The 24706-nt window shown below is 35.5% G+C and carries 23 protein-coding genes and 1 other annotated feature; of the genes, 7 read left to right on the forward strand and 16 right to left on the reverse strand.

Features of this window, described 5'->3' with window-relative positions; genetic code table 11:
• Window positions 1–26 precede the first annotated feature (26 nt).
• The 15 genes from LG296_RS11705 to LG296_RS11775 all read right to left on the reverse strand — a co-directional run bounded on the left by LG296_RS11705 (window position 27) and on the right by LG296_RS11775 (window position 15858).
• Window positions 27–611 carry an anthranilate synthase component II gene (locus LG296_RS11705; RefSeq protein WP_404426990.1) on the reverse strand — a complete coding sequence of 195 codons (585 nt, stop codon included), beginning with the start codon at window positions 609–611 and terminating at the stop codon, window positions 27–29.
• Complete coding sequence (gene trpE, locus LG296_RS11710; RefSeq protein ID WP_404426991.1) at window positions 608–1996, reverse strand: anthranilate synthase component I; 1389 nt, start codon at window positions 1994–1996, stop codon at window positions 608–610. Before trpE ends, LG296_RS11705 begins: the two co-directional genes overlap by 4 nt.
• 97 nt (window positions 1997–2093) lie before the next feature.
• Window positions 2094–2314 (reverse strand) — a binding site (T-box leader).
• A 105-nt stretch (window positions 2315–2419) separates the two neighbouring features.
• On the reverse strand, window positions 2420–3097 hold the full coding sequence (gene phoU / locus LG296_RS11715; protein WP_404426992.1) for a phosphate signaling complex protein PhoU: 678 nt from the start codon (window positions 3095–3097) through the stop codon (window positions 2420–2422).
• A 20-nt stretch (window positions 3098–3117) separates the two neighbouring features.
• On the reverse strand, window positions 3118–3882 hold the full coding sequence (gene pstB / locus LG296_RS11720) for a phosphate ABC transporter ATP-binding protein PstB (protein ID WP_404427987.1): 765 nt from the start codon (window positions 3880–3882) through the stop codon (window positions 3118–3120).
• Between the two features lie 106 nt (window positions 3883–3988).
• On the reverse strand, window positions 3989–4867 hold the full coding sequence (gene pstA, locus LG296_RS11725; RefSeq protein WP_251401777.1) for a phosphate ABC transporter permease PstA: 879 nt from the start codon (window positions 4865–4867) through the stop codon (window positions 3989–3991).
• A gap of 1 nt (window position 4868) precedes the next feature.
• The gene (gene pstC / locus LG296_RS11730) at window positions 4869–5816 is read right to left on the reverse strand and encodes a phosphate ABC transporter permease subunit PstC (protein WP_107935458.1); all 948 of its coding nucleotides are present in this window, start codon (window positions 5814–5816) and stop codon (window positions 4869–4871) included.
• 92 nt (window positions 5817–5908) lie between these two features.
• Window positions 5909–6889, reverse strand: a complete 981-nt coding sequence (locus LG296_RS11735) for a PstS family phosphate ABC transporter substrate-binding protein (protein WP_251401779.1) — start codon at window positions 6887–6889, stop codon at window positions 5909–5911.
• A gap of 230 nt (window positions 6890–7119) precedes the next feature.
• Complete coding sequence (locus tag LG296_RS11740; protein WP_404426993.1) at window positions 7120–9333, reverse strand: peptidoglycan D,D-transpeptidase FtsI family protein; 2214 nt, start codon at window positions 9331–9333, stop codon at window positions 7120–7122.
• Window positions 9334–9581: 248 nt separating this feature from the next.
• A complete protein-coding gene (locus LG296_RS11745) occupies window positions 9582–10679 on the reverse strand; it encodes a 5-methyltetrahydropteroyltriglutamate--homocysteine S-methyltransferase (protein WP_251401781.1) in 1098 nt (365 codons plus the stop codon).
• A gap of 275 nt (window positions 10680–10954) precedes the next feature.
• Window positions 10955–12292 carry a M48 family metallopeptidase gene (locus tag LG296_RS11750; protein WP_404426994.1) on the reverse strand — a complete coding sequence of 446 codons (1338 nt, stop codon included), beginning with the start codon at window positions 12290–12292 and terminating at the stop codon, window positions 10955–10957.
• Window positions 12293–12509: 217 nt separating this feature from the next.
• A complete protein-coding gene (locus LG296_RS11755; protein WP_251401788.1) occupies window positions 12510–13391 on the reverse strand; it encodes a patatin-like phospholipase family protein in 882 nt (293 codons plus the stop codon).
• 179 nt (window positions 13392–13570) lie between these two features.
• Window positions 13571–13759 (reverse strand): hypothetical protein, encoded by a 189-nt coding sequence (locus LG296_RS11760; protein WP_107935451.1) that lies wholly within the window; start codon window positions 13757–13759, stop codon window positions 13571–13573.
• An 87-nt stretch (window positions 13760–13846) separates the two neighbouring features.
• Window positions 13847–14398: a hypothetical protein gene (locus LG296_RS11765; protein WP_107935450.1), complete on the reverse strand. Its 552-nt coding sequence runs from the start codon at window positions 14396–14398 to the stop codon at window positions 13847–13849.
• Between the two features lie 224 nt (window positions 14399–14622).
• On the reverse strand, window positions 14623–15228 hold the full coding sequence (locus tag LG296_RS11770; RefSeq protein ID WP_107935449.1) for a superoxide dismutase: 606 nt from the start codon (window positions 15226–15228) through the stop codon (window positions 14623–14625).
• A 150-nt stretch (window positions 15229–15378) separates the two neighbouring features.
• On the reverse strand, window positions 15379–15858 hold the full coding sequence (locus LG296_RS11775; protein WP_107935448.1) for a DUF456 domain-containing protein: 480 nt from the start codon (window positions 15856–15858) through the stop codon (window positions 15379–15381).
• A gap of 152 nt (window positions 15859–16010) precedes the next feature.
• Between LG296_RS11775 and LG296_RS11780 the strand changes: the two genes are divergently transcribed.
• The 5 genes from LG296_RS11780 (at window position 16011) to LG296_RS11800 (ending at window position 21495) form a co-directional block, all read left to right on the forward strand.
• Window positions 16011–16523, forward strand: a complete 513-nt coding sequence (locus tag LG296_RS11780; RefSeq protein ID WP_107935447.1) for a DUF1189 family protein — start codon at window positions 16011–16013, stop codon at window positions 16521–16523.
• A 49-nt stretch (window positions 16524–16572) separates the two neighbouring features.
• Window positions 16573–16908 carry a hypothetical protein gene (locus LG296_RS11785; protein ID WP_107935446.1) on the forward strand — a complete coding sequence of 112 codons (336 nt, stop codon included), beginning with the start codon at window positions 16573–16575 and terminating at the stop codon, window positions 16906–16908.
• A gap of 110 nt (window positions 16909–17018) precedes the next feature.
• Complete coding sequence (gene ispG, locus LG296_RS11790) at window positions 17019–18128, forward strand: flavodoxin-dependent (E)-4-hydroxy-3-methylbut-2-enyl-diphosphate synthase (RefSeq protein WP_107935445.1); 1110 nt, start codon at window positions 17019–17021, stop codon at window positions 18126–18128.
• A gap of 17 nt (window positions 18129–18145) precedes the next feature.
• Window positions 18146–18724 (forward strand): hypothetical protein, encoded by a 579-nt coding sequence (locus LG296_RS11795; RefSeq protein WP_107935444.1) that lies wholly within the window; start codon window positions 18146–18148, stop codon window positions 18722–18724.
• Between the two features lie 596 nt (window positions 18725–19320).
• Window positions 19321–21495 (forward strand): GGDEF domain-containing phosphodiesterase, encoded by a 2175-nt coding sequence (locus LG296_RS11800; RefSeq protein ID WP_107935443.1) that lies wholly within the window; start codon window positions 19321–19323, stop codon window positions 21493–21495.
• Between the two features lie 36 nt (window positions 21496–21531).
• On the opposite strand, the gene LG296_RS11805 is transcribed toward LG296_RS11800, so the two are convergent.
• Window positions 21532–22182, reverse strand: a complete 651-nt coding sequence (locus LG296_RS11805; protein WP_107935442.1) for an alpha/beta hydrolase — start codon at window positions 22180–22182, stop codon at window positions 21532–21534.
• Window positions 22183–22447: 265 nt separating this feature from the next.
• Between LG296_RS11805 and LG296_RS11810 the strand changes: the two genes are divergently transcribed.
• Window positions 22448–23830 (forward strand): L-cystine transporter, encoded by a 1383-nt coding sequence (locus LG296_RS11810; protein ID WP_107935441.1) that lies wholly within the window; start codon window positions 22448–22450, stop codon window positions 23828–23830.
• A gap of 211 nt (window positions 23831–24041) precedes the next feature.
• Window positions 24042–24653, forward strand: coding sequence for a hypothetical protein (locus LG296_RS11815; protein WP_107935440.1), 612 nt, complete (start codon window positions 24042–24044; stop codon window positions 24651–24653).
• The last annotated feature ends 53 nt before the right edge of the window (window positions 24654–24706 follow it).

Below are 24706 nucleotides of genomic sequence, written 5' to 3' on the forward strand. Positions count from 1 at the left end.
TAGTCTGCTCCTCTCCAGGTAACCTATTAAACTTTTAGTAGATCAATTTGTTTCAGAAAAGATTCAATCATTCTCGTACCTGCTTCTGTACCAATTGACTCAGGGTGAAATTGCAAGCCGAATACTGGGAAGTTTCTATGTTGAATAGCCATGATTTCTCGATCATCCCTCGAAATTGCCATTACCTCTAAATCTGCTGATAAATTACTTGGCTCAATAACTAATGAATGGTAGCGCATGACTTCTATTTCACCCTCCAAGGACTCAAACAATCCACATTTTTTATAGTCTAAAATAGACAGTTTACCATGCATTATGTTCTTTGCTCTTACAATCTTACAACCAAATGCTTCCCCAATTGACTGGTGCCCAAGACAAATTCCTAAAATCGGTATTTCTTTATATAATTCTCTTACAACCTCTACTGTAATCCCAGCCTCTGAGGGTGTTCCCGGACCAGGTGATAATACAATCGCTTCGGGGTTCAAATTCCTGATTTCTTCTATTGTAATTGCATCGTTTCGGACTACTTTTACCTCCTGATTTAGTTTCGAAATTTGTTGATATAGATTATAGGTAAATGAATCGTAATTATCAATTAGTAAAATCATCTGTGCACCTCCAAAAGAGCCTTCGCTTTGTTTATCGTCTCTTCATATTCAGATTCCGGAATCGAGTCATAGACAATTCCAGCACCAGCCTGCACAAATGCTTTATCATCCTTTACAATCATCGTGCGAATAGCTAATGCTAAATCCATATTTCCACTTGAGGATATATAACCAATTGCCCCGGAATATACGCCACGCTTGAATTGCTCTAATTCATTAATGATTTGCATCGCTCGAATTTTTGGTGCACCAGACACAGTTCCTGCAGGTAAGCATGCTGTTAAAACATCTAATACATCGGTCTCTTCATTTAGCACACCTGTCACTTCAGAGACGATGTGCATTACATGCTTATATCTCTCAATACCCATATATTTTGTAACTTGTACTGTTCCAATTTTACTCACTCGGCCGATATCATTTCTTCCTAGGTCGACTAGCATTCTATGCTCAGCAATTTCTTTTTCATCATTAATAAGCAAATGCTCAAGATGGAGGTCCTCTTCCTTTGTCTTCCCTCTTGGCTTCGTACCCGCTATAGGGTTTGTCGTAACTTTACGATTAACTACCTTTACCAGGCTCTCTGGCGATGTTCCTAGGAGTGTATAATCTTCAAATTCAAGATAAAACATATAAGGTGAAGGATTGGACGTGCGTAATTTCCGATATAGAGAAAATGGCTCCCCTGTAAAATCGGCTTTGAATCTTTGAGATAATACGACCTGAAAGATATCGCCTCGTTCAATACGGCTTTTTGCTTTTTTTACCATTTTGATAAATTGAGGTTTTTCAATAGTTGGCTCGAATTTTACAGATACAGCTGAATCTTCAACAAATGTCGACCCTCGCTTGATTTCTTCTATAATTATATTCACTTGGTTTTCCATTTCAGATTCTGCTTTACCACTATTAAATATATCAATTGATACAACGGAAACCTTTTGAGATAGATGATCAAAAACGATAAATGTGTCATAAAAATAAACATGAACATCCGGCATAGCTAGTTCATCTTCAAGTGTTTCACCTATCGCTTCATTATAGAAGGCGATATCATAACCAAAGAAACCAATTGCCCCTCCAAAAAAGGAAAAAGGATAGGCTTTACTTTGAAGCGGGAGTATATTACGTAATTTACTTAACACAGCTCCCTCTTCAAATTGCGGCTCTTCATCGTTCGTTTGGTAAGTGTAATTTTCTTTGCTTCCTTTTAATTCGGCTATAGGATTTAAGGCGATAAAGGAATATCTACCACTTTCCTCATGCTTTGCAGAGGATTCAAATAACACCTTTCTTGTACCTGTTAAGCTTTCAAAAATAGAAATCGGTGTCATCATATCACCTTGTATTTCCTTTAAAACATAATCCTTTACTTCAACAGTCATCTCTAGCTCTTCCTTTCTATTCTCAACTCAGCTCTACTTTGCACTTGTCAAACACATATAAAATGTATTTAAACAATATAAAAAGGCCCTTCCATCACAAAAGGACGGAAAAGAGCCGTGGTGCCACCTTAATTGACTAAAGCAAAATACATTTTAGTCCACTTAACTGTTTTTAACGTAACATAACGCTAGTACCTACTATTGGTTCAATACTAGAAGCTAGAAAGCCCATTCGTACTATGTCATGCTCTAGCTTCCACCAACCGCTAGCTCTCTAGGCCACTTCATAATACTACTTTTTTTCATCATTGCTTTAATTATTTACTTACAAATATTTTAATACAAATTGTTAATCAATTCAAATAATTTTAAGAATTTATTAGCAACAACCTACTGACAAGAAAAAAAGAGACTTCACAGCTTTCATGAAGTCCCGTTCTTATTTTGGTTTAAATCGTATCTTTGACCTTTTTTTAAGTAAAGTAAGTATTCAGCGATATTTGTTGCATGATCTGCACAGCGTTCTATATAGCGACAAATAAAAGATAAATTAGTAATTTGAGAGATGTTTTCAGGTGCAACAGAGCTTAGACGCATTAGCTGAGTGATGATATTGCCGTACATTTCATCAATTTGGTCGTCATATTCTGCAATTTCTTTCGCCTTACTCATATTCTCTTCCACAAATGCGTCGACTACTTGATGTAGCATATCTGTAGTTTTATAACACATATCTTCAAGTAGTTCTACGGAAGTTATAAAACGTTCTTTGCCGATACGCAAGGTTTCCTTCGCGATATTTACGGCATAGTCACCTACTCGCTCCATATCTGCCGCCGCCTTGAGTAATACAACTAAACGACGTAAATCCTTTGCTACTGGCTGTTGACGCGTCATTACAAGAATTACTCGGTCATTGATGGTTTCCTCTAAACGATTAATAATAGAATCTTGTTCGATAATTTCCTGTGCTTTTTCAAGATCTTTTTCGATAAATGCATTGAATGAAATTTCTAAAGCCTGAATACTAAGATTACTTAGCTTTAATAATTCTAATTGAATGGCCTGAATTTCATGATCAAAACGCTCTCTAGCTGCCATGAACAAACCCATCCTTTCTTTTATCCGAAACGACCTGAAATATAATCTTCTGTACGTTGATCCTTTGGAGTTGAGAAAATTTTATCTGTTTGATCAAATTCCACAACCTCTCCATTTAGGAAGAACGCAGTTTTATCCGAAATACGTGCTGCCTGCTGCATATTGTGCGTTACAATAATAATTGAATAGTTGTCCTTTAATTCCTGTACAAGCTCTTCTACTTTTAATGTAGAAATTGGGTCAAGAGCTGATGTCGGTTCATCCATTAAAATTACATCTGGCTCAATTGCCAAACAACGCGCGATACAAATTCGTTGCTGCTGTCCACCTGATAAACCAAATGCATTTTGATTTAAACGGTCCTTAACCTCATCCCAAATTGCCGCACCACGTAAAGATTTCTCTACAATTTCATCAAGAATTTTTTTGTTTTTGATGCCATGAATTCGTGGTCCATAAGCAATATTATCATAGATAGATTTTGGGAATGGATTCGGCTTTTGGAATACCATACCTACACGTGTACGAAGTTCTTCTACTTCATAAGATGAATCTAAAATATTTCGTCCACGATAGTTGATTTCACCTGCTGTTTTAACGATTGGTACTAGTTCTACCATACGATTTAACGCTTTAATATATGTGGATTTACCGCAACCAGATGGTCCGATAATAGCTGTTACATCATTTTCTTTGATATCTAAGTTAATATCCTTTAAAGCATGGTGATCACCATACCAAAGATTAAAGTTTTTAGTATTAAACACAGAATTTTTTTCTACAATTTTAGTTGACTCAACGACTAATTGTGACGGAGTTTTTATTTTAACTGTTTCTTTATTATTAGTTTTATTATTAACATTTTTTAGCTCTACCACTTTTTACACTTCCTTAATATCGTTTTTGGAACTTATTACGAATAAAGATCGCAATAGAGTTCATAATCACAAGGAGAATCATCAGAACAATAATACCCGCGGAAGCAACAAACTGGAAGGCTTCCTGTGGACGTTTTGCCCAGTCATAAATTTGCAATGGCAAGGTAGTAAATTGACTTAACAAGCCATCAGGTAAGAATTGTAAAATTACAGGAATACCTAAAACAACCAATGGAGCTGTTTCACCAACAGCACGAGATAAGGCTAAAATGCTTCCAGTTAAAATACCTGGTACAGCAGCTGGCAATACTACACGAGTTATTGTTTGCCATTTCGTAGCACCCATACCATATGAAGCTTCACGTTGCTCTTTTGGTACTGCACGAATTGCTTCCTGTGAAGCAACGATAATGACTGGCAATATTAATAAACTCATTGTAAACCCTGCAGCAAGTAAGCTTTTCCCTAGCATTAACATACGCACAAAGATTGTTAAGCCTAGTAATCCAAAAACAATAGATGGAACTCCTGCTAAGTTAGAAATATTCATTTGAATAAACGCAGTAAATTTATTTTTCTTCGCATATTCCTCTAGGTAAAGTGCAGTTCCTACACCTAAAATCATAGAAACCGGTGCAATGATTAGCATCAAATAAACCGAACCAATTAAGGCCGCCTTTATCCCCGCCTTCTCTGCAAAACGAGAGCCGAAATTATTGAAGAAATCTAAATTTAGATATCCAGACCCTTGTGAAACGATACGAACAAGTAAAATAACTAAAGTAAGTAAAGCAAGTAATGTAGCAAGCAAGAATATAGTTTTCCAAACAACATTATATTTTAAACGCGATTTCATACGCTTCATTACAACAGTATCATCGATATATTTCATGTTAATACTCCTCCCTGAAGCGTTTAGAAATGTATTGTGCGAGTAAATTCATGATTAAAGTAAATACAAATAATGTGAAGCCAACAGCATAAATTGAGTAATAAATTGTAGTCCCATAGCCTGCATCACCAGAAGATACCTGAACAATATAGGCAGTCATCGTTTGGATAGAACCAGTTACATCAAGATCGAATGTTGGTGTTGCTCCACCAGCAAGTGAGACGATCATCGTTTCTCCAATAGCACGTGAAACTGCTAGTACAACTGAGGCAATAATTCCAGATAATGCCGCTGGTAATACAACCTTTATAGCAACCTCAAGCTTAGTAGCACCTAAGGCTAACGCACCTTCTCTAATGGAGTTTGGCACAGAGCTCATAGCATCCTCAGATAATGAAGCAATCATTGGCAAAATCATAATACCAACAACAATACCTGGGCTTAGCGCATTGAATATTTTCAGCGACGGTATCAATTGTTGAAGTAATGGTGTAACAAATGATAAAGCAAAGAAACCATAAACAATCGTCGGCACACCAGCTAATACTTCCAGGATTGGTTTAATTGTTCGACGTGTTTTATCTGAAGCATATTCACTTAAGTAAATCGCAGCAGCAATCCCTAATGGAACAGCAACCATTGCTGCAATCACAGAAACCTTTAATGTACCAAGTACTAAAGGTAATATACCGTATAATGGTTCACTTCCTGAGAAAGGTAACCACTCTTTACCGAATAAGTAATCAGTAATTGATACCCTCTGAAAAAATTCAAACGTTTCAAAAATTAATGTAAAGACGATACCAATTGTCGTAAGTACAGAAATAAGTGCAGTAATAACTAAAATAATGGGCATTAATTTTTCTATAAACTTTTTCCCTTTTTTGTTACGGGATTTTGCAATCATCTCTTGAATCGATTGCTCTTTCCCTAAGCCATGAGAAGCCATTGTAAAACTCCCTTCAAAATACGTGAGAAAATGTGTGAGATGCCCTGCATAGTGGCGTGGCTCCCACACATTTATTTATTTTGTAATGCTAATTATTTTAAGCCTTCTAATGCTGATAAACCTTCTTCATACTTTTCATCTGGTAATTTTACATAACCAACAGCTTCAGCCATTTCAGCTGCATTTTCTAGAGAGAATTTCATGAAGTCATAGAATGCTTCATTTTCTTGTAAAGCGCTGTTTTTCGCATAAACGAATAATGGACGAGATAATGGTGAATATTCGCCAGATTCAATTGTTTCATTAGTTGGAGATACACCATCAATTGATGCTGAAACTAATTTATCTTGGTTTTCTAAGTAGTAAGCATAACCGAAGAAGCCGATTGCGTTTTTGTCACCAGCAACACCTTGTACTAAAACGTTGTCATCTTCAGATAAAGTAGCTGCTTTTACTAAGTCAGAACCATCTAAGATTACTTCATCGAAATAGTCATAAGTACCTGAGTCAGTACCTGGTGAGTAGAATACTACTTCTTCTGCTGGCCAAGAAGGATCAATATCAGACCATTTTTTAGTTGTTCCATCTTCAATCCAAAGTTGTTTTAATTGATCTACTGTTAATTCAGTAGCCCAATCGTTTTCTGGATTAATAACAACTGTTAATCCATCAAAAGCAAGTAAGAATTCTGTATAGTCAATACCAGCTTTTTCTAATTCAGCTGCTTCTTCTTCTTTAATTGGACGGGATGCGTTAGAGAAGTCAGTTTCTCCAGCGATAAATTTCTCAAAACCACCACCAGTACCCGACACACCTGCAGACACTTTTACATCAGGTTGTACGCCTGCATATTCTTCAACAAGACCCTCTGTGATTGGTGCAACAGTTGACGAACCGTCACCTACTACTGTTCCTGTTAATTGAGCAGTTCCTGATTCAGTTGTATCAGATGTCTCACTTCCAGTTGAAGCATCGTCTTGTGTATCTGTTTCTGCTTCATCTGAACCACATGCTCCTAACATTAAGCTTGCGCCTAGTGCCGCTGTCATTGTTAAGTACTTCCACTTTTTCATCTCTTATTTCCTCCATCAAATTCATAGTAAGTTTGTCTTACAAGTAAAACTATATATCTATTTTGTTGATGCCATATAAATGCATTGTAAAGAAATTGTAAATCGGTATCGAAAATTGTAAATTTAATAGTTTAAAAACTATTAAATTGTACTGAGTTACTCTTTTGCAGGTGCTTTTATACAAAAAAACCCCTTAGAAAGTTTAACTTCTAAGGGATTTGTATCGTTTCTTATTCAGTTACTGTTTCTTCTTCTGTATCTTCATCGATTTTTTCACCAGTTGTAGCTGGTAAAATCTCTTGTTTTACAGAGCTTGATGTACGTCCTTCTTCTGCATATTTCTTTTTCAGATCAAAATAAACATCTACGATTTCTCTCGCAGTTTGACTCGCATGAGGTAAAGAAATATTATAATTTGTTGTTGCCCAAGGGAAGATTACCGCATAAGCAATTTCCGGATTTTCATAAGGAGCAAAGCCAACATGCGCTATATTGATTGTTTCCGTTGCCCAATTCTCACGTAGAGGACCATAATAAACTACCTCTGCTGTACCTGTTTTCCCAGCAGCTGTATATGGTGCGTCACCGAAGTATGAACGCGCAGATCCTTTAGCTCCAGCATAAACTCTTCTCAAACCTTCCTTGACGTTGTCAACTTCATTAGTTGGATTTGAAATGCGGTTTAATATTTTGGGCGTTACTTCTTCTATAACAGGACCAAGTACTTCCCCATCCTCAGATGGTTGACGAACTTCTTTTAGCATTCGAGGTTGAATTCGATACCCTCCATTTGCAACAGTTGAGATGTATTGCACCATCTGTAATGGTGTATACGTATCAAACTGCCCTATCGCAAGGTTAAGAATTTTACCATTATCGGTTAATTCCCCTGCAAAACCAGAAAATTCGTTTGGTAAATCAATACCTGTATTTACGCCCAATCCAAATTGTGCATACCCATTCCGCATCGTTTGCAGGGTACCTTCTTTAATTCTAAAGGGCATATTATAGCTATAGTTTGAGCCTGCAATTCTAATAGCTGTTTGGAACATGTATGAGTTGGAAGAGCGTTCTAAAGCCATTTGATCATTCATAGCAATACGGCCATTTCGGTTAAAGATAGAACTTTTTACATTTGTACCAGCAAGCTTAATTGGTTGGTCAATCAAAACTTGACCAGGCTCAATCGCCCCTTCTGAATACCCCATTAACAGGGTTGCTGCTTTAACAGTTGACCCCACTTCATAAGCGGTTGTAAATGATCCATAGGAATAGTCTACAACGTATCGTTTACCTGTCTCTTTATCTGTTTCCAGCTTTTTCCCTACTACTGATAATAATTCTCCGGTATTAGGATCCATCATCACAAAGAATGCTCGATCAAGCAAATGTGATTGACTCATTGATTTTAACTCCAACAATTTTTGCTCTACTATACGTTCAGCCTCTGCCTGTAGTTCAATATCGATTGTTGTTACTAAATCACTTCCTGGCTCTCCATCATAGGTTGTGACTGTATCAATTACCTGACCTTGTTTATTTGTAATGTTTTTTACAACGGATTTTTGACCTTGTAGAAGCTCTTCATAGCTTGCTTCAAAATAACTTTCACCTACACGGTCATTCCTTGAATAATCTCTTGCTAAATAATAATTTAGCATTGACCTCGGTATACCTTTACTTGGAATTGTTGTTCTTCCCAAAATAGCTAAAGAAGATAGCTTTACTCGCTTCCAGTCAGTTGTAGTATTAACTCCTGGTAAGTTAGATAACCTTTCTGATACACGAGCAAATTCCTCGTCTGTCACATTTTCACTCTTAATAATTTGAGGCGATAAATTATACCCTGAGGACATTTCTCTATAAATCGCCAACACCTCTAAATCAAAGGCTGTTAACTGAGCTAAATCCTCCTCAGAAATACGTTCTCGAACTAATTTGTCGATTTCTAATTGAACAGCTTTGTCATCAAGCTCTTCATTTTCTTGTAGTTTTTTTTGTTCTTCTTCCGTTACTTTTTCATATGCAGCATCTTTATTTTTCATAATCCAGAAATCTTGCTTATCGCGTAATGTCACTCGATCAATCGGTTGTTCCATTAACATCGCTAATTGTTCTGCGATTTCAAGCATATCTGTCATCTTAGTTGTTTGCATTTTCGTATATGTAATAGCATTTTCGGGCTCATTATCCACTAAAACTCTACCGTAACGATCATATATTCTACCTCGAGGAACACTTGTATTCACCGCGACCTCTTCCGTTCTTTCGAGAGCTCTTACATAATCTTCACCTTTTACAATTTGTAAATATCCCAGTCTAAATATAAGCATGGAAAATAATACGAAGATAGAAAAGAAAAGGACGTTCATACGAAAGGACAAACTAGCTCTGTATTTTGCTTTAACACTGGATGCACGCTGAGTTTTAACTTTTTTTCGCAATTGAATTGACTCCTCCTTTCTTAATATTAACTTTTTAAGGTTAAATCCATACATTTTAGTATATCATTTGACCGTTTGTTTAAAAAGCATTGAAGGTCCAATTGTCCAAGATTTGTGACGAAAAAAATAGAAAATGGTTCCTTATAAATTCATTATTTTTCGCACTTCAAATAAAAAGACATACTATAAAAAAATAACAATTAAAAAACTTGTACCAACAATATAATGCAGGTACAAGTTTTATTAGTTTATCCCCAAATTTCTTCAGATATTTCCTTAATAAGCGTTAGCTTTTGCCATTGGTTTTCTTCTTCTAGTATATTTCCATCCTCTGTTGAGGAGAAGCCACATTGAGGACTCAGGCAAAGTTGATTTAAAGAAACATATTTAGCTGCTTGTTGAATGCGAGACTTGATTTCTTCTTTATCCTCTAATTCACCAAATTTTGATGTGACTAAGCCTAATACAATCTTTAAATCTGGACGGTTTACATATTGTAATGGTTCAAAGCTTCCAGAGCGCTCGTCATCAAACTCTAAAAATAAACCATCCACATTTAACCCACCAAAGATTACCTCAGCAGCAAAATTATATCCGCCACTTGAATGGAAGGTTGATTTATAGTTACCACGGCAAATATGCATAGTAATAGTCATGTCGCTAGGTTTATACTTGATGGATTCATTGATAACATATTGAAGAGTATCCATAAATTGCTGTGGGTCTTTTCCTTCCGCTACTAGTTTCGCACGAGTTTCATCAGAAAATAAGCTTGCCCAAGACGTGTCATCTAGTTGTAAGTAACGACAGCCTGCATCATAAAATGCTTGAATTGCTTTTTGATAGGCTTTAATTGTATCCTCGATCAAGTCTTTTAAATCTGGATAGATTTCTGCGTTTAAATCTGCACGAGCATGTAACATATTAGGACTTGGAATTGTAAATTTGACCGTTGAATCGCCAGCATGCTCTTTAATAAACTTAAAATGATTAATAAATGGATGATTTCCAAAATCGATTTTCCCAACTACTCGGATTCCTTCTTTACGCGTCTCTAAGTTATGGAAATTTAAGCCCTGCTCTTTTTCGTAATACTCCATTCCTTCAAGGGCACCCAAGAAATCAAAATGCCACCAGCTACGACGGAATTCCCCATCAGTAATCGATAAAACACCGATGTCCTTTTGTTTTTCTATTAAGCGAATAATCGCTGCATCTTCCACTTCTTTTAGTTGATCATATGTAATTTCGTTATTTTGGAATTTTGAACGTGCTTCCTTTAACGACTGAGGTCGTAAAAAGCTACCTACATGGTCATAACGAAATGGTGCTGTTTGTTGTGTCATTTCTTTTACTCCTTTTTATAAAAAGCAACCTAACGGGACAAAAGATTTTTTCAAACTTATCCCTTTACTTTTAACTTTTTTATTAAGTCTTAATATAACATAAAAGCGTCAGATAAGACTAAGTATTCCGACAATAATTATCGGTCTTTTATTACAAAAATCTCTATTTTGGATTCAATAAATGTCCTCGGAATGATTTCCTTCTGTTTGTAAACTTTCCCTGCTAAAAAAATAGCCAACACTGTTTTGCACAATGCCAGCTATTTTGCAAAGGATTATTCAGTTTTAGGCTTTGTTTGTTTTTCTTTCTCAGTTTCTGTTTCATCGTCAGTGTCTTTCTCTTGCTCTGGCTTCTCTTCTTTTGTATCTGCATATCTAGCGATCGTATTAATACGCTCTAACATCGGTGGATGCGTATAGCGAAAAATTTTCACAAGCCATGATGGATTTACTTCACTCAACCCTGCTTTTGCAAGGTTTTGAAATGTACTTACCGCCGCCTCTGCACTTCCCGTCAGTTCCATTGCATATTCATCCGCCCTTGTCTCCTGATATCTTGAGATATAATTCGAAAGAGGACTTGAAACAAAGAGTAAAAATGAAACTAAAACGAAAAATAATGGAAGCGAACGGATATCCCCAACCTTGTCTATTTTTAATACTGATCCAAACCTCGATATAATCCACGGCATAAGTTTAGCAATTAACCAAAGTCCAACAAGTATTGAAATTAGATAGGAGGCTATTCCAATATAAATATGCTTCTCTACGTAATGCCCCATTTCATGAGCCATTATAAAGAGGATTTCTTCATCAGTTAAACTATTTAAGGTCGTATCCCATAAAACAATTCTAGAGTTCTCGCCTATCCCGGTAACATATGCATTCAATGCATTCGTCTTTTCAGACATATTCACTTCAAATACATGCTCAGAAGGGATGTCCGCTTGATCTGCAAGAGATAAAATTTTTGCTTCAAGCTCTTTATCCTTTAATGGATAAAATTCGTTATATAACGGATCGATGACAACAGGCTGGATATACATCATAAAGATTGCAAACGGAATCGTCAGTAACCATGCATGGAACCACCATTTCTTTGTACTCTTTTGTATTAACCAATAGAGAACTAATACAACCAGTAATGTTGTCCCAAAATTAACCCAAAAGTCAATGACAAAGTCCTTCATCCAAGAGGAGAATTCCTGTGTACTAATGCCATATTCCTTACTTAAATTATAGCGATATAAATCAATTGGATAAAAGATAATTGTTGTAAACAAATAGAGAAGGAATAAATAAGCACCATTTTTAATTAGTTTCCATCTTGAATTTGCCCATTTTTCAAAAACACGAGAAAGTCCCATAAACATTATCAGCAAATAAACGAGCCATTCAAATGGTGTAATAATAAAAAAGAGATAATTTCTTATTTTTGAAAAATCATCACTTAACAAAAGTTCACGTTCAGTCATGAAGGTTTGTGGATCAGCTACAGTTCCCTTTAATGTAGCTGGTACCCCTCCAGATGGCCCGTGAAATATGTAAAAATACATTCCAATAGCGTAGACTACGTACAATATAAGCGCAGCTATGCTCCATTTCTTTGACAAGCTTTCCACCTCAATTCTTCTTCTTACTTCAGTGTAAGAAAAATTGGACAAGATAGAACCAAATTTTAATTATTTTTGGTCTTTACGCACAAATTGCGACTTTCTTATCACAACTCAATTATAGCCCTATCAAGGACAACATCTATTCATAAAATTTATAAAACAAAAAATTAAGGCAGTTACCCTCTAATCGATAACTACCTTAAGTATAAGCTTTTTATATTGGTCTCCATTTTTCCAAAAACTTTGCGGTACGTTTTCGTCCAATTTCAATTAAGGCATCCTTCGTTTCTTCATCTAAATCAAATTGAGTAGCACTATATTTTTCTACTGGAATGAACACAATATTTCGTTCATGTCTCCTAGAAATATACCTTTCATCATGGGCATTTTTCATTGTTGAAAAAAGCGCCTCAAATAAATTCAAACCATTATTAATTTTTTGTGGGGGCATATCCTCTCGTGGATTACTCAGCTTCATTCCAATAATTGGCCGCTGTTTATTGCCATTTTCAAATATCCATAATGGAAAATTACTAAGAATACCTCCATCAACAAATATGCACTCCCCTGAACGATCCTCCAATTTAATCGGTTCAAAGAAAAAAGGAATACCGCAGCTCATTCTAAGCGCTTTAGCGACAGAAAAGGTACGCCAGTCAATACCATAAGATGCCAAATCATCAGGTATAACAACCATTCGCCCATTTGTTAAATCCGAAGCAATAAGCTTAAGAGAGCCTCTTGGCAAATCATTAAATGTGATAATACCTTTAGCTGCCATTTTTTTATAAAACCATTTTTCTAATGCTTTTCCCTTATATAGCCCCATTCGAAAATATAAATTCACCCATTTTAAGAAAGGAAGAGTACGTGCTGGCTTTGGAGGATCAAGAAGTGATTTTAAGTGGAGTTCATCTAATATTTTTTCAATTTCCTTGGCTGTATATCCAGCTGCTATAAAACAGGCCATTATGGCACCAGCACTCGTTCCTGCCACACGTTTAAAACGGTAATTCTTTTCTTCTAACACCTGCATTGCCCCAATATAAGCAAAACCTTTGATTCCACCACCCGAGAACACTCCATCAATTAGCATGTACACTCCCCTTTATTTGTTCTCGTTACAATTTAAGTAAATGGAAGAGATTTTAGAACTTATGTCGAAAATAATTCGACATAGAGAGAAATTTAGTTTTAGAAATGCACATTAAGCTAAAAAAAAAAAAAGTATTTGGCTTCAAAAACATTTCGTTTTCGAAACCAAATACTTCTATCTTATAGGTTTAATCTAGATGGGTTGTGCTTATTATCTGGCTTATCTTTATTTTCATTTTGATGTCGTCTTTTCGCTTCATCATTCTGACCGATGACATCAAAATCATCAGGACTTAAATCATAGCCATGTCCATATTCTTCACGATCAAGTGTATTCTTCTTATCTTTACTCAATTTCTTCACCTCCATATAGCATAATTTGAACCTTTTCTTCAGTAATTATGCTATCTATAAATGGAAATGGCATGAAGCTATTTAAACTTCATGCCATTTCCATTAATGTTGGTGATGATGCTGTTCTGTTTCCTCTCCATTAGTAGAAACAGCCATAAAATCAAAATAAGTAGTTACTCCCAAAAATAAAATAATTACGGCAAAGCTAATTTTTACTTTAGATGGAATTCCTTTTATGAAATTTGGATAGGTTTGTCTATTCCAAAGTCCAGCTGCTACTATGCTGCTAAGTAAATATAAAATAGTAAAGAATACGATGCTCAGAAGCTGATTATCTGTTGCCATAATACTAAGCATTGCTCCCATCATAGCTCCCATGAAAAGTGATCCAAGGCTCTCAAGAACAATTTTTAGTGAAAGCTGATGAGTCATTATACTTACAAGTAAAAAGCTGATAAGAATTGCGATTACGGTTGCAAAAACTATATCAGAAATCCATACCCCAACCAATATACCGATTAAAGTACTCTTCGTCATTGTAACAAACATCGATAAACAGCTTGAAAGATGGTCTTCTTTAGTTTGCCTTCTAAATACCGAGCCAAGAACAAAAGTAAGTAATACTATACTAATAGAACTCACAATTGCTACCACTGATTCACTCCATTCATTATGCAAATCACAAATCAACCAATAAAAACAAATAATGATGTCATGATTAATGTATTCGATGATAGGAGTTATTATTCTATTAATAGATTGCTTGATTTTCTAAAAGACACTTCTATCATTTAAAAAAGAACATACAAAAAAGCGTTGCCTCACAAATCTAGTGAGACAACGCCTTTCTTTAAGTTTGTTATTAACTAAGCTTCAGCTTATTTTGCAGCTTGGAATTTAGCTTCTACAACATCCCAGTTTACTACATTCCAGAATGCAGAGATGTAGTCTGGACGACGGTTTTGGTAGTTTAAGTAGTAAGCGTGCTCCCAAACGTCTAAGCCAAGGATTGGTGTTTTACCTTCCATTACTGGAGAGTCTTGGTTTGGAGTTGAAGTGATAGCGATTTCGCCACCATCTACTACTAACCAAGCCCAACCTGAACCGAAACGAGTAGCTGCAGCTTTAGCGAATTCTTCTTTGAAGCTTTCGAAGCTACCGAACTTAGCTTCGATTGCTGAAGCTAATTCACCAGTTGGAGCAGTTGCGCCACCTGGAGCTAAGATTTCCCAGAATAATGTATGGTTAGCATGTCCACCACCATGGTTACGTACTGGTGTTTGTTTGTCAGCTGGAAGAGCATCAATATTTGAGATAAGCTCTAATACATCTTTACCCGCAAATTCTGTTCCTTCTACTGCAGCGTTTAAGCCTGTTACATATGTGTTGTGATGTTTAGTATGGTGGATTTCCATAGTTTTCGCATCGATGTTTGGTTCTAGTGCATCATAAGCATAAGTTAATTGTGGTAATTCATAAGCCATTTGATATTTCCTCCCTCAAATTAAAAAGTAATCTCGATTACTTTTCTAGGTTATCAAAATTAGTTGTGCGATTCAATAAATAAACACTCAAGATTTACATTTCAGTCTTTTGACGGAAAGCTTGGATGTTTTTACCTTTAACTCGTATTATTATATAGCGATTATAAAGATAATAATCATTACTACTTGAATCGCACCTTTTGTTACAACAGAAGTTAAAAAGCCTACTAATGATCCAACTCCAGCCTTCAATGCTTGTTTGTAATCTGTTTTCGTTACTATAAGTTCACCTATCACAGCACCTAAAAAAGGTCCTACAAGTATTCCAACTACCGGGATGATAAATGGCCCTACAAGCAATCCAATTGTACTTCCCCACATCCCCGCTTTTGTACCACCAAACTTTTTTACGCCAATTAGGTTTGCCAGCGAATCTGCGACGAACAAGAGGATGATAAATAAAATCTCGATCGTCCAGAATAACCAGCCCAAATCAGAAAACGAATAAAATAATCCATAAACGATAAAGCCCAATACAATAAAAATTACGGATGGTATGATCGGATAAACAAGACCTACAAACGCAATGATGAAGCATGCAATTATTAGTACCCATGCAATTATGTCCAAAAAAACAACTCCTATTCCTAATTAATTCAATTACGAAGACCAAACCGAAAAGGTTTCAATTGTTGAAAATATATTTGATTCTATTAAATTTGTAACTTCTAGCTTTATAGAACTATAAAATTCATGTTAAACTCTCTGTTGGAGGAGAAATTATGGTTAAACACAAACAAATTTTTATAGATAGTCTTATTCATCCTAAAAAATTGGCAGCCTATAGATTATTAACGATTGGAAAGACGATTCAATATGTATTCCTATTAATCGCTATTTTAACAATCTACCCTTATATTCAATTTTTAACAGGGGTTACAGAGACTTCATTCAATATTCAAGGTTTAACAGAATATGTGAAAGATATACAATGGCTTCTTTATCCATTTGCTTTAGTTCTATTAACATTAAGTTCAACGATTCTTCTATTTCTAATAATTAGTGTCTATGCTTATGTTGGTGTGGTTCTACTAAAGCTCATGCACCGTAGAGGAGAATACAGACATATGTGGCGTACTGCCGCATTGGCAATCACATGGTCTACACTATTAACTGTACTTTTTTCCATACTAAATATAACTAGCATCTTCTCTAATTTACCAGGGATACTAATTACTATTTCTATATTAATCTTAGCTTCAACTAAATATCCAAAAATACCAAGAAAAAAATAGTCATGAATCCTCCTTCTCTTCATATAGTGGAAGAAAGGAGGGATTTTTTATGAGATTTCTTATTTTTACGGTTGTATTTTTTATTATAGCAGCTGTGATTAAAATAGATTTAACTGAAGGTACTGTGCCTCTTGCAGCATTCGACAAAGAAAATGTTGTCGAAGCCTGTGAGCAACAAATTTCCATTAAAACACTTTCGGTAGTAACTACTGCTGGTGATACGGTTCAGAGCTTGCTTGCCGCTTATCCATCTGAGGTTGAAATTTCATATCCAGAAAAAATGGCACAATTCTATAAATTGAATCCCCATTTACAAAAACAAGCTATGGTAACAGGTGAGCTTATTAAAATACCAATCTATGATAAAATAGAAAATAATTGCTGATAATTAAAAAGTAACGTTTCTTCCTTGTCCATCGTTCACTACACTGATAAAATAATAGAAGTGTGGTGCGAGCAGATTAAGATACGTACCTCTAAAAGGAGAGAATCTTCATGAGTGAACTTATTCACCGTTCAAAAACACGTCCTGTACGTGTAGGTAATTTAACGATTGGTGGTAGTAATGAACTATTCATCCAAAGTATGTGTACAACAAAAACACATGACGTAGAAGCGACAGTCGCAGAAATTCTACGCTTAGAAGAAGCAGGTTGTCAGATTGTACGTGTAGCAGTTCCAGACGAGCGTGCTGCTAATGCAATTGCTGATATTAAAAAACGTATTAATATACCGTTAGTAGCGGATATTCATTTTGATTATAAGCTTGCTCTAAAGGCGATTGAAAATGGAATTGATAAAGTACGTATCAACCCAGGAAATATCGGTCGTCGTGAAAAAGTAGAAGCTGTAGTTAATGCAGCAAAAGCTAAAGGTATCCCAATCCGTATTGGAGTAAACGCTGGTTCGTTGGAACGTCATATTTTAGAAAAATACGGCTACCCTACTGCAGAAGGTATGGTTGAATCTGCATTACATCATATTAAAATCTTAGAAGACTTAGATTTCCACGATATTATCGTTTCGATGAAGGCTTCTGATGTAAACCTTGCGATTGAAGCATACGAAAAAGCAGCTCAAGCATTTGACTACCCATTACACTTAGGGATTACTGAATCAGGAACTCTTTTTGCAGGGACAGTTAAATCAGCTGCAGGTCTTGGAGCAATTCTATCAAAAGGTATCGGGAACACTTTACGTATTTCTTTATCTGCCGATCCAGTTGAAGAAGTTAAGGTTGCTCGTGAATTACTTAAATCCTTTGGTCTAGCTTCCAATATGGCTACTCTAATCTCTTGCCCGACATGTGGCCGCATAGAGATTGACCTTATTTCGATTGCAAACGAAGTAGAAGAATATATTTCAAAGTTAAATGTACCTTTAAAGGTTGCTGTACTTGGATGTGCAGTAAATGGTCCTGGAGAAGCGCGTGAAGCAGATATCGGTATTGCTGGTGCTCGTGGAGAAGGCCTTCTATTTATGAAAGGTAAAACAGTTCGTAAAGTACCTGAGGCAACAATGGTAGAGGAACTGAAAAAAGAAATTGATAAATTAGCTGCCGAAATGGTTGCAGAACGAGAAAAGAACGAAGCACAAGTCCAATAGAAGCTAGGAGGTATTTTATGACGTCCAAGCAAAAACCGCGTTTCGGGATTGATATAGATGGAACAGTGACAACACCTGACACACTGATCCCTCATATTAATGAACGCTACAAAACCAACATTGTATTAAATGATGTCATAGAATATGATTTTTTAAGTGCTTTTCCCCATCCAGTAGACCGCAATGAGTTTGCAAAATGGTTTAAGGAAAACGAAGCTTATATGTATTCAGTTAGTGCCATCGCACAGGATGCACAGACCATTTTAGAAGCATGGCAGCATACCTTTGAACTCATTTATATATCTGCCCGTGATACAAGTGTATTCGAAATCACTCAGGAATGGTTTAAGAATAACAAAGTCCCCTTCCATCATATTGAGTTAATCGGAAGCCACGATAAGCTAGCTGTGGCAAAAAAGCACAAAGTAGACGTCTTCTTTGAGGACAAACACGATAATGCAGTAATACTTGCAGAGGAATTGAATATTCCAGTATTATTATTTGATACGCCATATAATCGAAAATCGATTCCAAAAAATGTCATACGAATTAATAACTGGACAGAAGCAAATCTCTGGATTTCAAAAAACTTCTAGTAGAGCAGGCAACATGTAATGACATTGTTGCCTGCTTTTATAATTCTAAAATCCCCCGCTTCCACCTATCTACGAATGTTTCAAAATGAATCCCATAACGATTATAAATATCATGATATACAAAATAGACCCCTAATTTCTCTAACACAGTATCCTCAATATTCATCCATACTTCCCTTCGTTTCTTTTTGGACAACAGTAGCTTCTCGCAAATATTCAGTTAAAATTTTGCGATCAAACTTACATATAAAATATTCCTGCTTGAAATAAAATCAGTATGGTAGTTAAATTGGTTGGTATTTTTCAACGATTAATACTTGAAACTATTTTACGTAAATAAAGGTTAGAATATGAAAAATTAGAGAAATTACATAAAATTACCATATAAATCCCTTTTCAATTAGAATACCTTTCAAGGTCAGTAAATAACTATGATCGTGCTTTAAACAGCGTTTATCACCCTTTCAATGCAATAAAATAATCCTTCCGCTATTCAATACACGAAATTTTTAGAACTATTCAAAAATAACACTGCTATAATGTTCTTTATTTTGTTATACTTTTTTTAAACAATTTATTGTATCGGGGGAACTAGCATGTATAATACGAAAATGCCCCTCACAAAGGATGAGTTATTCCCATTTCTTTGTAATATTAGTGAGCAATTTCATATTGGTATCGGCATTATCAGCTTAGAAAAAAGTGATTTTCCCTTTGTCTATATTAATCAGGCATTTACAGCGTTAACTGGTTATTTACAAGATGAATTGATTGGAAAAAATTTCAACTCATTAACTGGTATAAAAACGAGTATGGATCATATTGGGGAGCTGTTTTGTAGTATTAAGAAAAAAAGCCCCTTCGAAAAAAATATCTTACATTATCAAAAGGATGGTAGCGCCTTTTGGAATCATGTAACCTGCCAACCCATAAAAGATCGTGATGGCATAGCCTCATACGCATTAGTTCATTGCAAGGATATTACCGAGCAAATGTTAAGTAAAATGCTTTCGAAGCTCGAGCACGAGGTATATATAGATTTAGAAGAAAATGGCGATTTTAAAAATATCTTGCAGTTAATAACAGAAAAAGTAGAAAAATATTATATACGTGATATTTTCTGCGGCATCCATGTTGTAAATCAAGAGCAGAATTTAGAAGCGATTGCTAGTGGCTCCCTTCCGCTTTCCTTGATAAAGGCGATGAATCACCTTGAAATCGGTGGCTCCACAACTGGATATAACGAAAGCGTTGTTTACATCAATGATTTAACTATTAAAAACAACAAATCAAGCAAGCTTATTAAAAAGTATAATTTAAATTCTTGTTGGTCAAAGCCGATATTCACAAACGAAAAAGTATTACTTGGCTATTTCTCAATATACATAAAAGGAGAAATGCAGCTTAGACAGGCAGATATAGATTTCTTAAAAAAGCTTTCTCCAATTGTTGCTCTCTCAATGAAATACGTGAAACAAAAACAGGAGCTAAAAAAGTTAGCCTTCTTTGATATGAGCACAGGAATGCCAAACTACAATAGCTTCTACACGAGCTTAGTTACGTGGATGGATGAAAAAGTGACTGGCTCGCTTCTTCTAATTCAACCAAATGAATATTCTAGCATTGTTGATTTATATGGTAGAAAATTTGGGGATGAATTAATCGGTCAAATGGTTGATCGCTTCCTCTCCATAAAAGATTTAAAGGAAGAATTTGTGTACGGCAGATTTTCTACTTCTTCCTTTATGATTGGTGTAAAACAATCGCATAAAGATCATTTGACACAATTCATAAAGCAAATCTTACAAATAACAGCCGTTCCATTTACAATTGCAGAAAGAGAAATTTTCATCACCTTGAAAATAGGTGTCTCACACTTTAATGAGTTTTTAACAATCGATGAAAGTATTCGCCGAGCAGATACTGCATTAACGAAGTCTCGTCTTCAGAATACGCCATTTTCTTATTTTGAAATGGGAACAGATGAAATGATTCAAAGAGAGCTCAATATCTTGAATCAATTACAATTTGGCATTAAAAATAAGGAATTGACAGTTTACCTGCAGCCTAAAATCAATCTTTTGACAAATGAAATCGAAGGCTTTGAGGCTTTGGCTAGATGGAATTCACCAGTATTGGGCAATGTCTCCCCTGCCGAATTTATTCCTATAGCCGAAAAAAGCGGCAAAATAAATGAGATAGACAATTTAATTTTACGCAAGGTTTTAATTTTCCAAAACCATCGGCAAACTAACGGCTTAAAGATGATACCGATTGCTGTCAATATTTCACCTGTCCATTTTTATAGTGAATCCTTTATAAATGATTTCCTCTCTCTTGTGGCGGAATATCATATTTCACCGCATTATATTAAAATTGAAGTAACTGAAAGTGTGGAGTTATTTGACTTTGTTAAGGCTAAGGAAATTCTATTGGAGTTAAAAAAATTGGGCTACGAAAGCTCGATTGATGATTTTGGTGTAGGCTTCTCAAGCTTAAGCTATTTACAGCAGCTGCCTTTCTCTGAGATTAAAATAGACCGTAGCTTTATAAACGATATCGAGAATAGTGATATGCATGCAGTTGTGCAAACGATTGTACAGCTCGCAGACAAGTTAAGAATGCATGTTGTAGCTGAAGGTATAGAGACCTCTGAGCAATATTCAATACTACAGAAAATCGGCTGTAAATCTGGACAAGGATTTTACTTCCATAAACCAATGCCACTTGAAGAAGCACAAAATTTGCTTGATTCGATAAGTGAAAAATAAGAACGCCTACACAGAAACCTCTGTATAGGCGTTTTTCTAATTTACTTTATCTACTAGATTTTCAGCTATGAAAGCAACCATATCCTTTAAATTTTCTGGAGTAACGCCATGTCCGTCTGGATATGTTTTAAATGTAACTTGTACTTCCAGCTCTTCAAAATAATTTTTACTAGCTTCTCCCCACTGAATTGGGAAGTCATAGTCATATTCACCATGGGAAATAAAGATTTTTGTTCGATCTACAGGTGCTTTTTTGTATTCATTCATAACGAATTCCGGTAAATAACCACTAAGTGCAACAGTAGCTGTAATCAGATTCCCGAGAGTTAAAGTAAGCGTTTCTACAACTGCCGCCCCTTGATTAAATCCAACTAAAAAGATTTTATTGATATCTATATTGAATTCCTCGATTGCTTCTAATATGAAGCTTTGGCTGAAGGTAATTACTTTGTCAAAAACTTCTCTTGTAGGTTTTCCTTCTTCTTCAAAGGTATAAAAAGCAAAACCAGGTGCGTGTGTGATTGGTCCTCTTAAACTAAAGATATGACATTGTCCTTTAAATTCCTCTACCAACTGCAGTAAATCCTCTTCATTACTTCCTAAGCCATGAAATAAAAAAATAGCTCCTTGAAGTTCACCGCTAATATTTGTTGGTGGGATATGCTTAAACGTATAAGGTGATTTCATGTTTTTAATTCCTTTCTAATGCTTCAAGCCTTGAATAACTTGTATTGTAACAAAATTTAAAGAAAATGTTTACAATTGTAGTCCTTCTAGATGGATTTTCTTCTTAAATGCATTAGAAACACATAACTAGAGCAAAATAGGTCGAGAGAAAAGTGCAGCTTTTTCTTTAATAACTTTTAAAACATACAATTCCTATCAAAAAAATAAACATTTTACTCCAATATATTTTATAAATCTGGTATACTACTTTTCGAGGTGAAACTATATGACAATAATAACTATAATTAATGTCGCCGTATTAATCGCACTAATGGCATTCTTACGCTTCTTAAATAAAAAGCATGTTAAGTTTTCCAACCGTGTTTTTGCAGGATTAGGCTTAGGTATTCTTTTAGGTTTAGCTCTTCAATTAATTTTTGGAGCTACTTCGGATGTAGTAACAAATACTGTCCCGTGGTATAACATTATTGGGTCAGGCTATGTAAAGCTTCTTCAAATGATTGCGATGCCGTTGGTATTCATATCAATACTTGCAGCCTTTACAAAAATGAAGCTTGGTAATAATCTAGGGAAAATTGCCGGTCTTATTCTACTCATTCTTGTTGGTACTACAGCAGTTTCTGCAGGAGTAGGAATCCTATCCGCTACTATCTTTGACCTTGATGCCACTCAATTAGTGCAAGGCGATGCAGAGATTGAACGAGGTGCTTCTTTAGAAGAAAAAACGGCTGAAGTAAAATCGTTACCAGAACAAATTATTGAGCTGTTCCCAGCAAATCCATTCTTAGATTTAACTGGAGCCCGTTCTACTTCAACAATTGCAGTTGTAATTTTTGCAGCCTTTTTAGGCTTCTCATACTTGAGAATTGTACGTAAAAATGAAGACACTGCAAAAATGATTAACAAAGGTATTGATGCTATTTATTCCTTAGTAATGGGTGTTGTAACAATCGTATTAAGACTTACACCTTACGGAATTTTAGCAATCATGGCTCGTACTGTTGCAACAAGTGATTTTGCAGCAATTTATAACTTAGGGAAATTCGTCATCGCTTCTTATGTAGCGTTAATCGCTGTTTTCCTAATTCACTTAATCATTATCTCTCTGACAGGATTAAGTCCGTTAATGTATGTTAAAAAGGCAAGTGAAACATTACTATTCGCATTCACATCTAGATCTAGTGCGGGTACACTTCCATTAAACCTTAAAACACAGGAAGAGCGACTAGGTGTTCCTGATGGAATCGCAAACTTCGCTGGTTCCTTTGGTCTTTCAATTGGTCAGAATGGATGTGCTGGTGTTTACCCAGCCATGTTAGCAGTTATGATTGCACCAACTGTTGGTATTAATCCACTAGATATTAGATTTATCGCTACTGTCATCGTAATCGTTGCAATTAGTTCCTTTGGAGTTGCAGGCGTAGGTGGTGGTGCCACATTCGCTGCCATCATTGTATTATCTGCACTTGATTTACCAGTTGCCCTTGCAGGTGTTTTAATCTCTGTTGAACCATTAATTGATATGGGACGTACCGCTTTAAATGTAAGTGGTTCTATGACAGCTGGTGTAACGACAGCAAGAATTACAGGTGACCTAGATAAAACTATCTATAATAATCCGACAATGAAAGAACTAGGTGAATCGTAATACTCACTCCTTCTAATTTACGAATTAGAAGGAGTATTTTTATACCTGTTTACGTATAAATATCTAGTCTATATACTTTTCCTGGTATCTTTTACTTATTTTATCGACTTTCTTTACTTTCCAATTGTTATTATTAGATAATTTCCTTAAACTTAAAATAATCGGTATTTGTATACATAATCTGATATCCTAATATAAGAGGTGTTTATTGATGTATGAGAAGATTACTATAGAAAACAGTATTTTATACATTGAACCGCATCATGTTGACACTTTTAAACAATGGGCAGCTAAAATGGACAACTATTCCCACCTTGTAAAAAATGGTGCTCTAAGTAAAATGGATAGCTGGATTATGGCCTTTAATATTTGGCTTTTATTATTGCCGGATGATGACGACCTAATTATTAAAACAGACGAGTCTTCACTGTATTATACTGCGAATATTTTGATTCATAATGCCTTTAAGGAAGATAGCCATTTCCAAAATTTAAAAGAAAGAAATGATTCCACACCAGAATTATTTTATCTATCCTCATTATATTTAGCGACTGGCTTAAACGAATGGATTTTAAATGTGCTGGAAAAGTACCAATTACAGGACATCATCCAGCGAGCAAGGTATCAAAGATATTTCAATGCATTGGATGGTACAAAGGAGCAAATTCAAACGTTTCTTGAGGATCAATCACAGTTTGTAAAAGCAGCTGTTCTTGAAATACGTGAGGGGTCTTTTTCACAAATGATAAAAAAATATTGTGACAAGGCGTATTTTTTATATGTAGATCAATACCTGTCCTCAATCGGTCAGGACAAAAAATAGATAATCCATAACGATTTCAAGCCCAGTAGCAATGGCTACTGGGCTTTGTTTGT

Source organism: Ureibacillus chungkukjangi (assembly GCF_044795995.1).
Taxonomy (GTDB): domain Bacteria; phylum Bacillota; class Bacilli; order Bacillales_A; family Planococcaceae; genus Ureibacillus; species Ureibacillus chungkukjangi.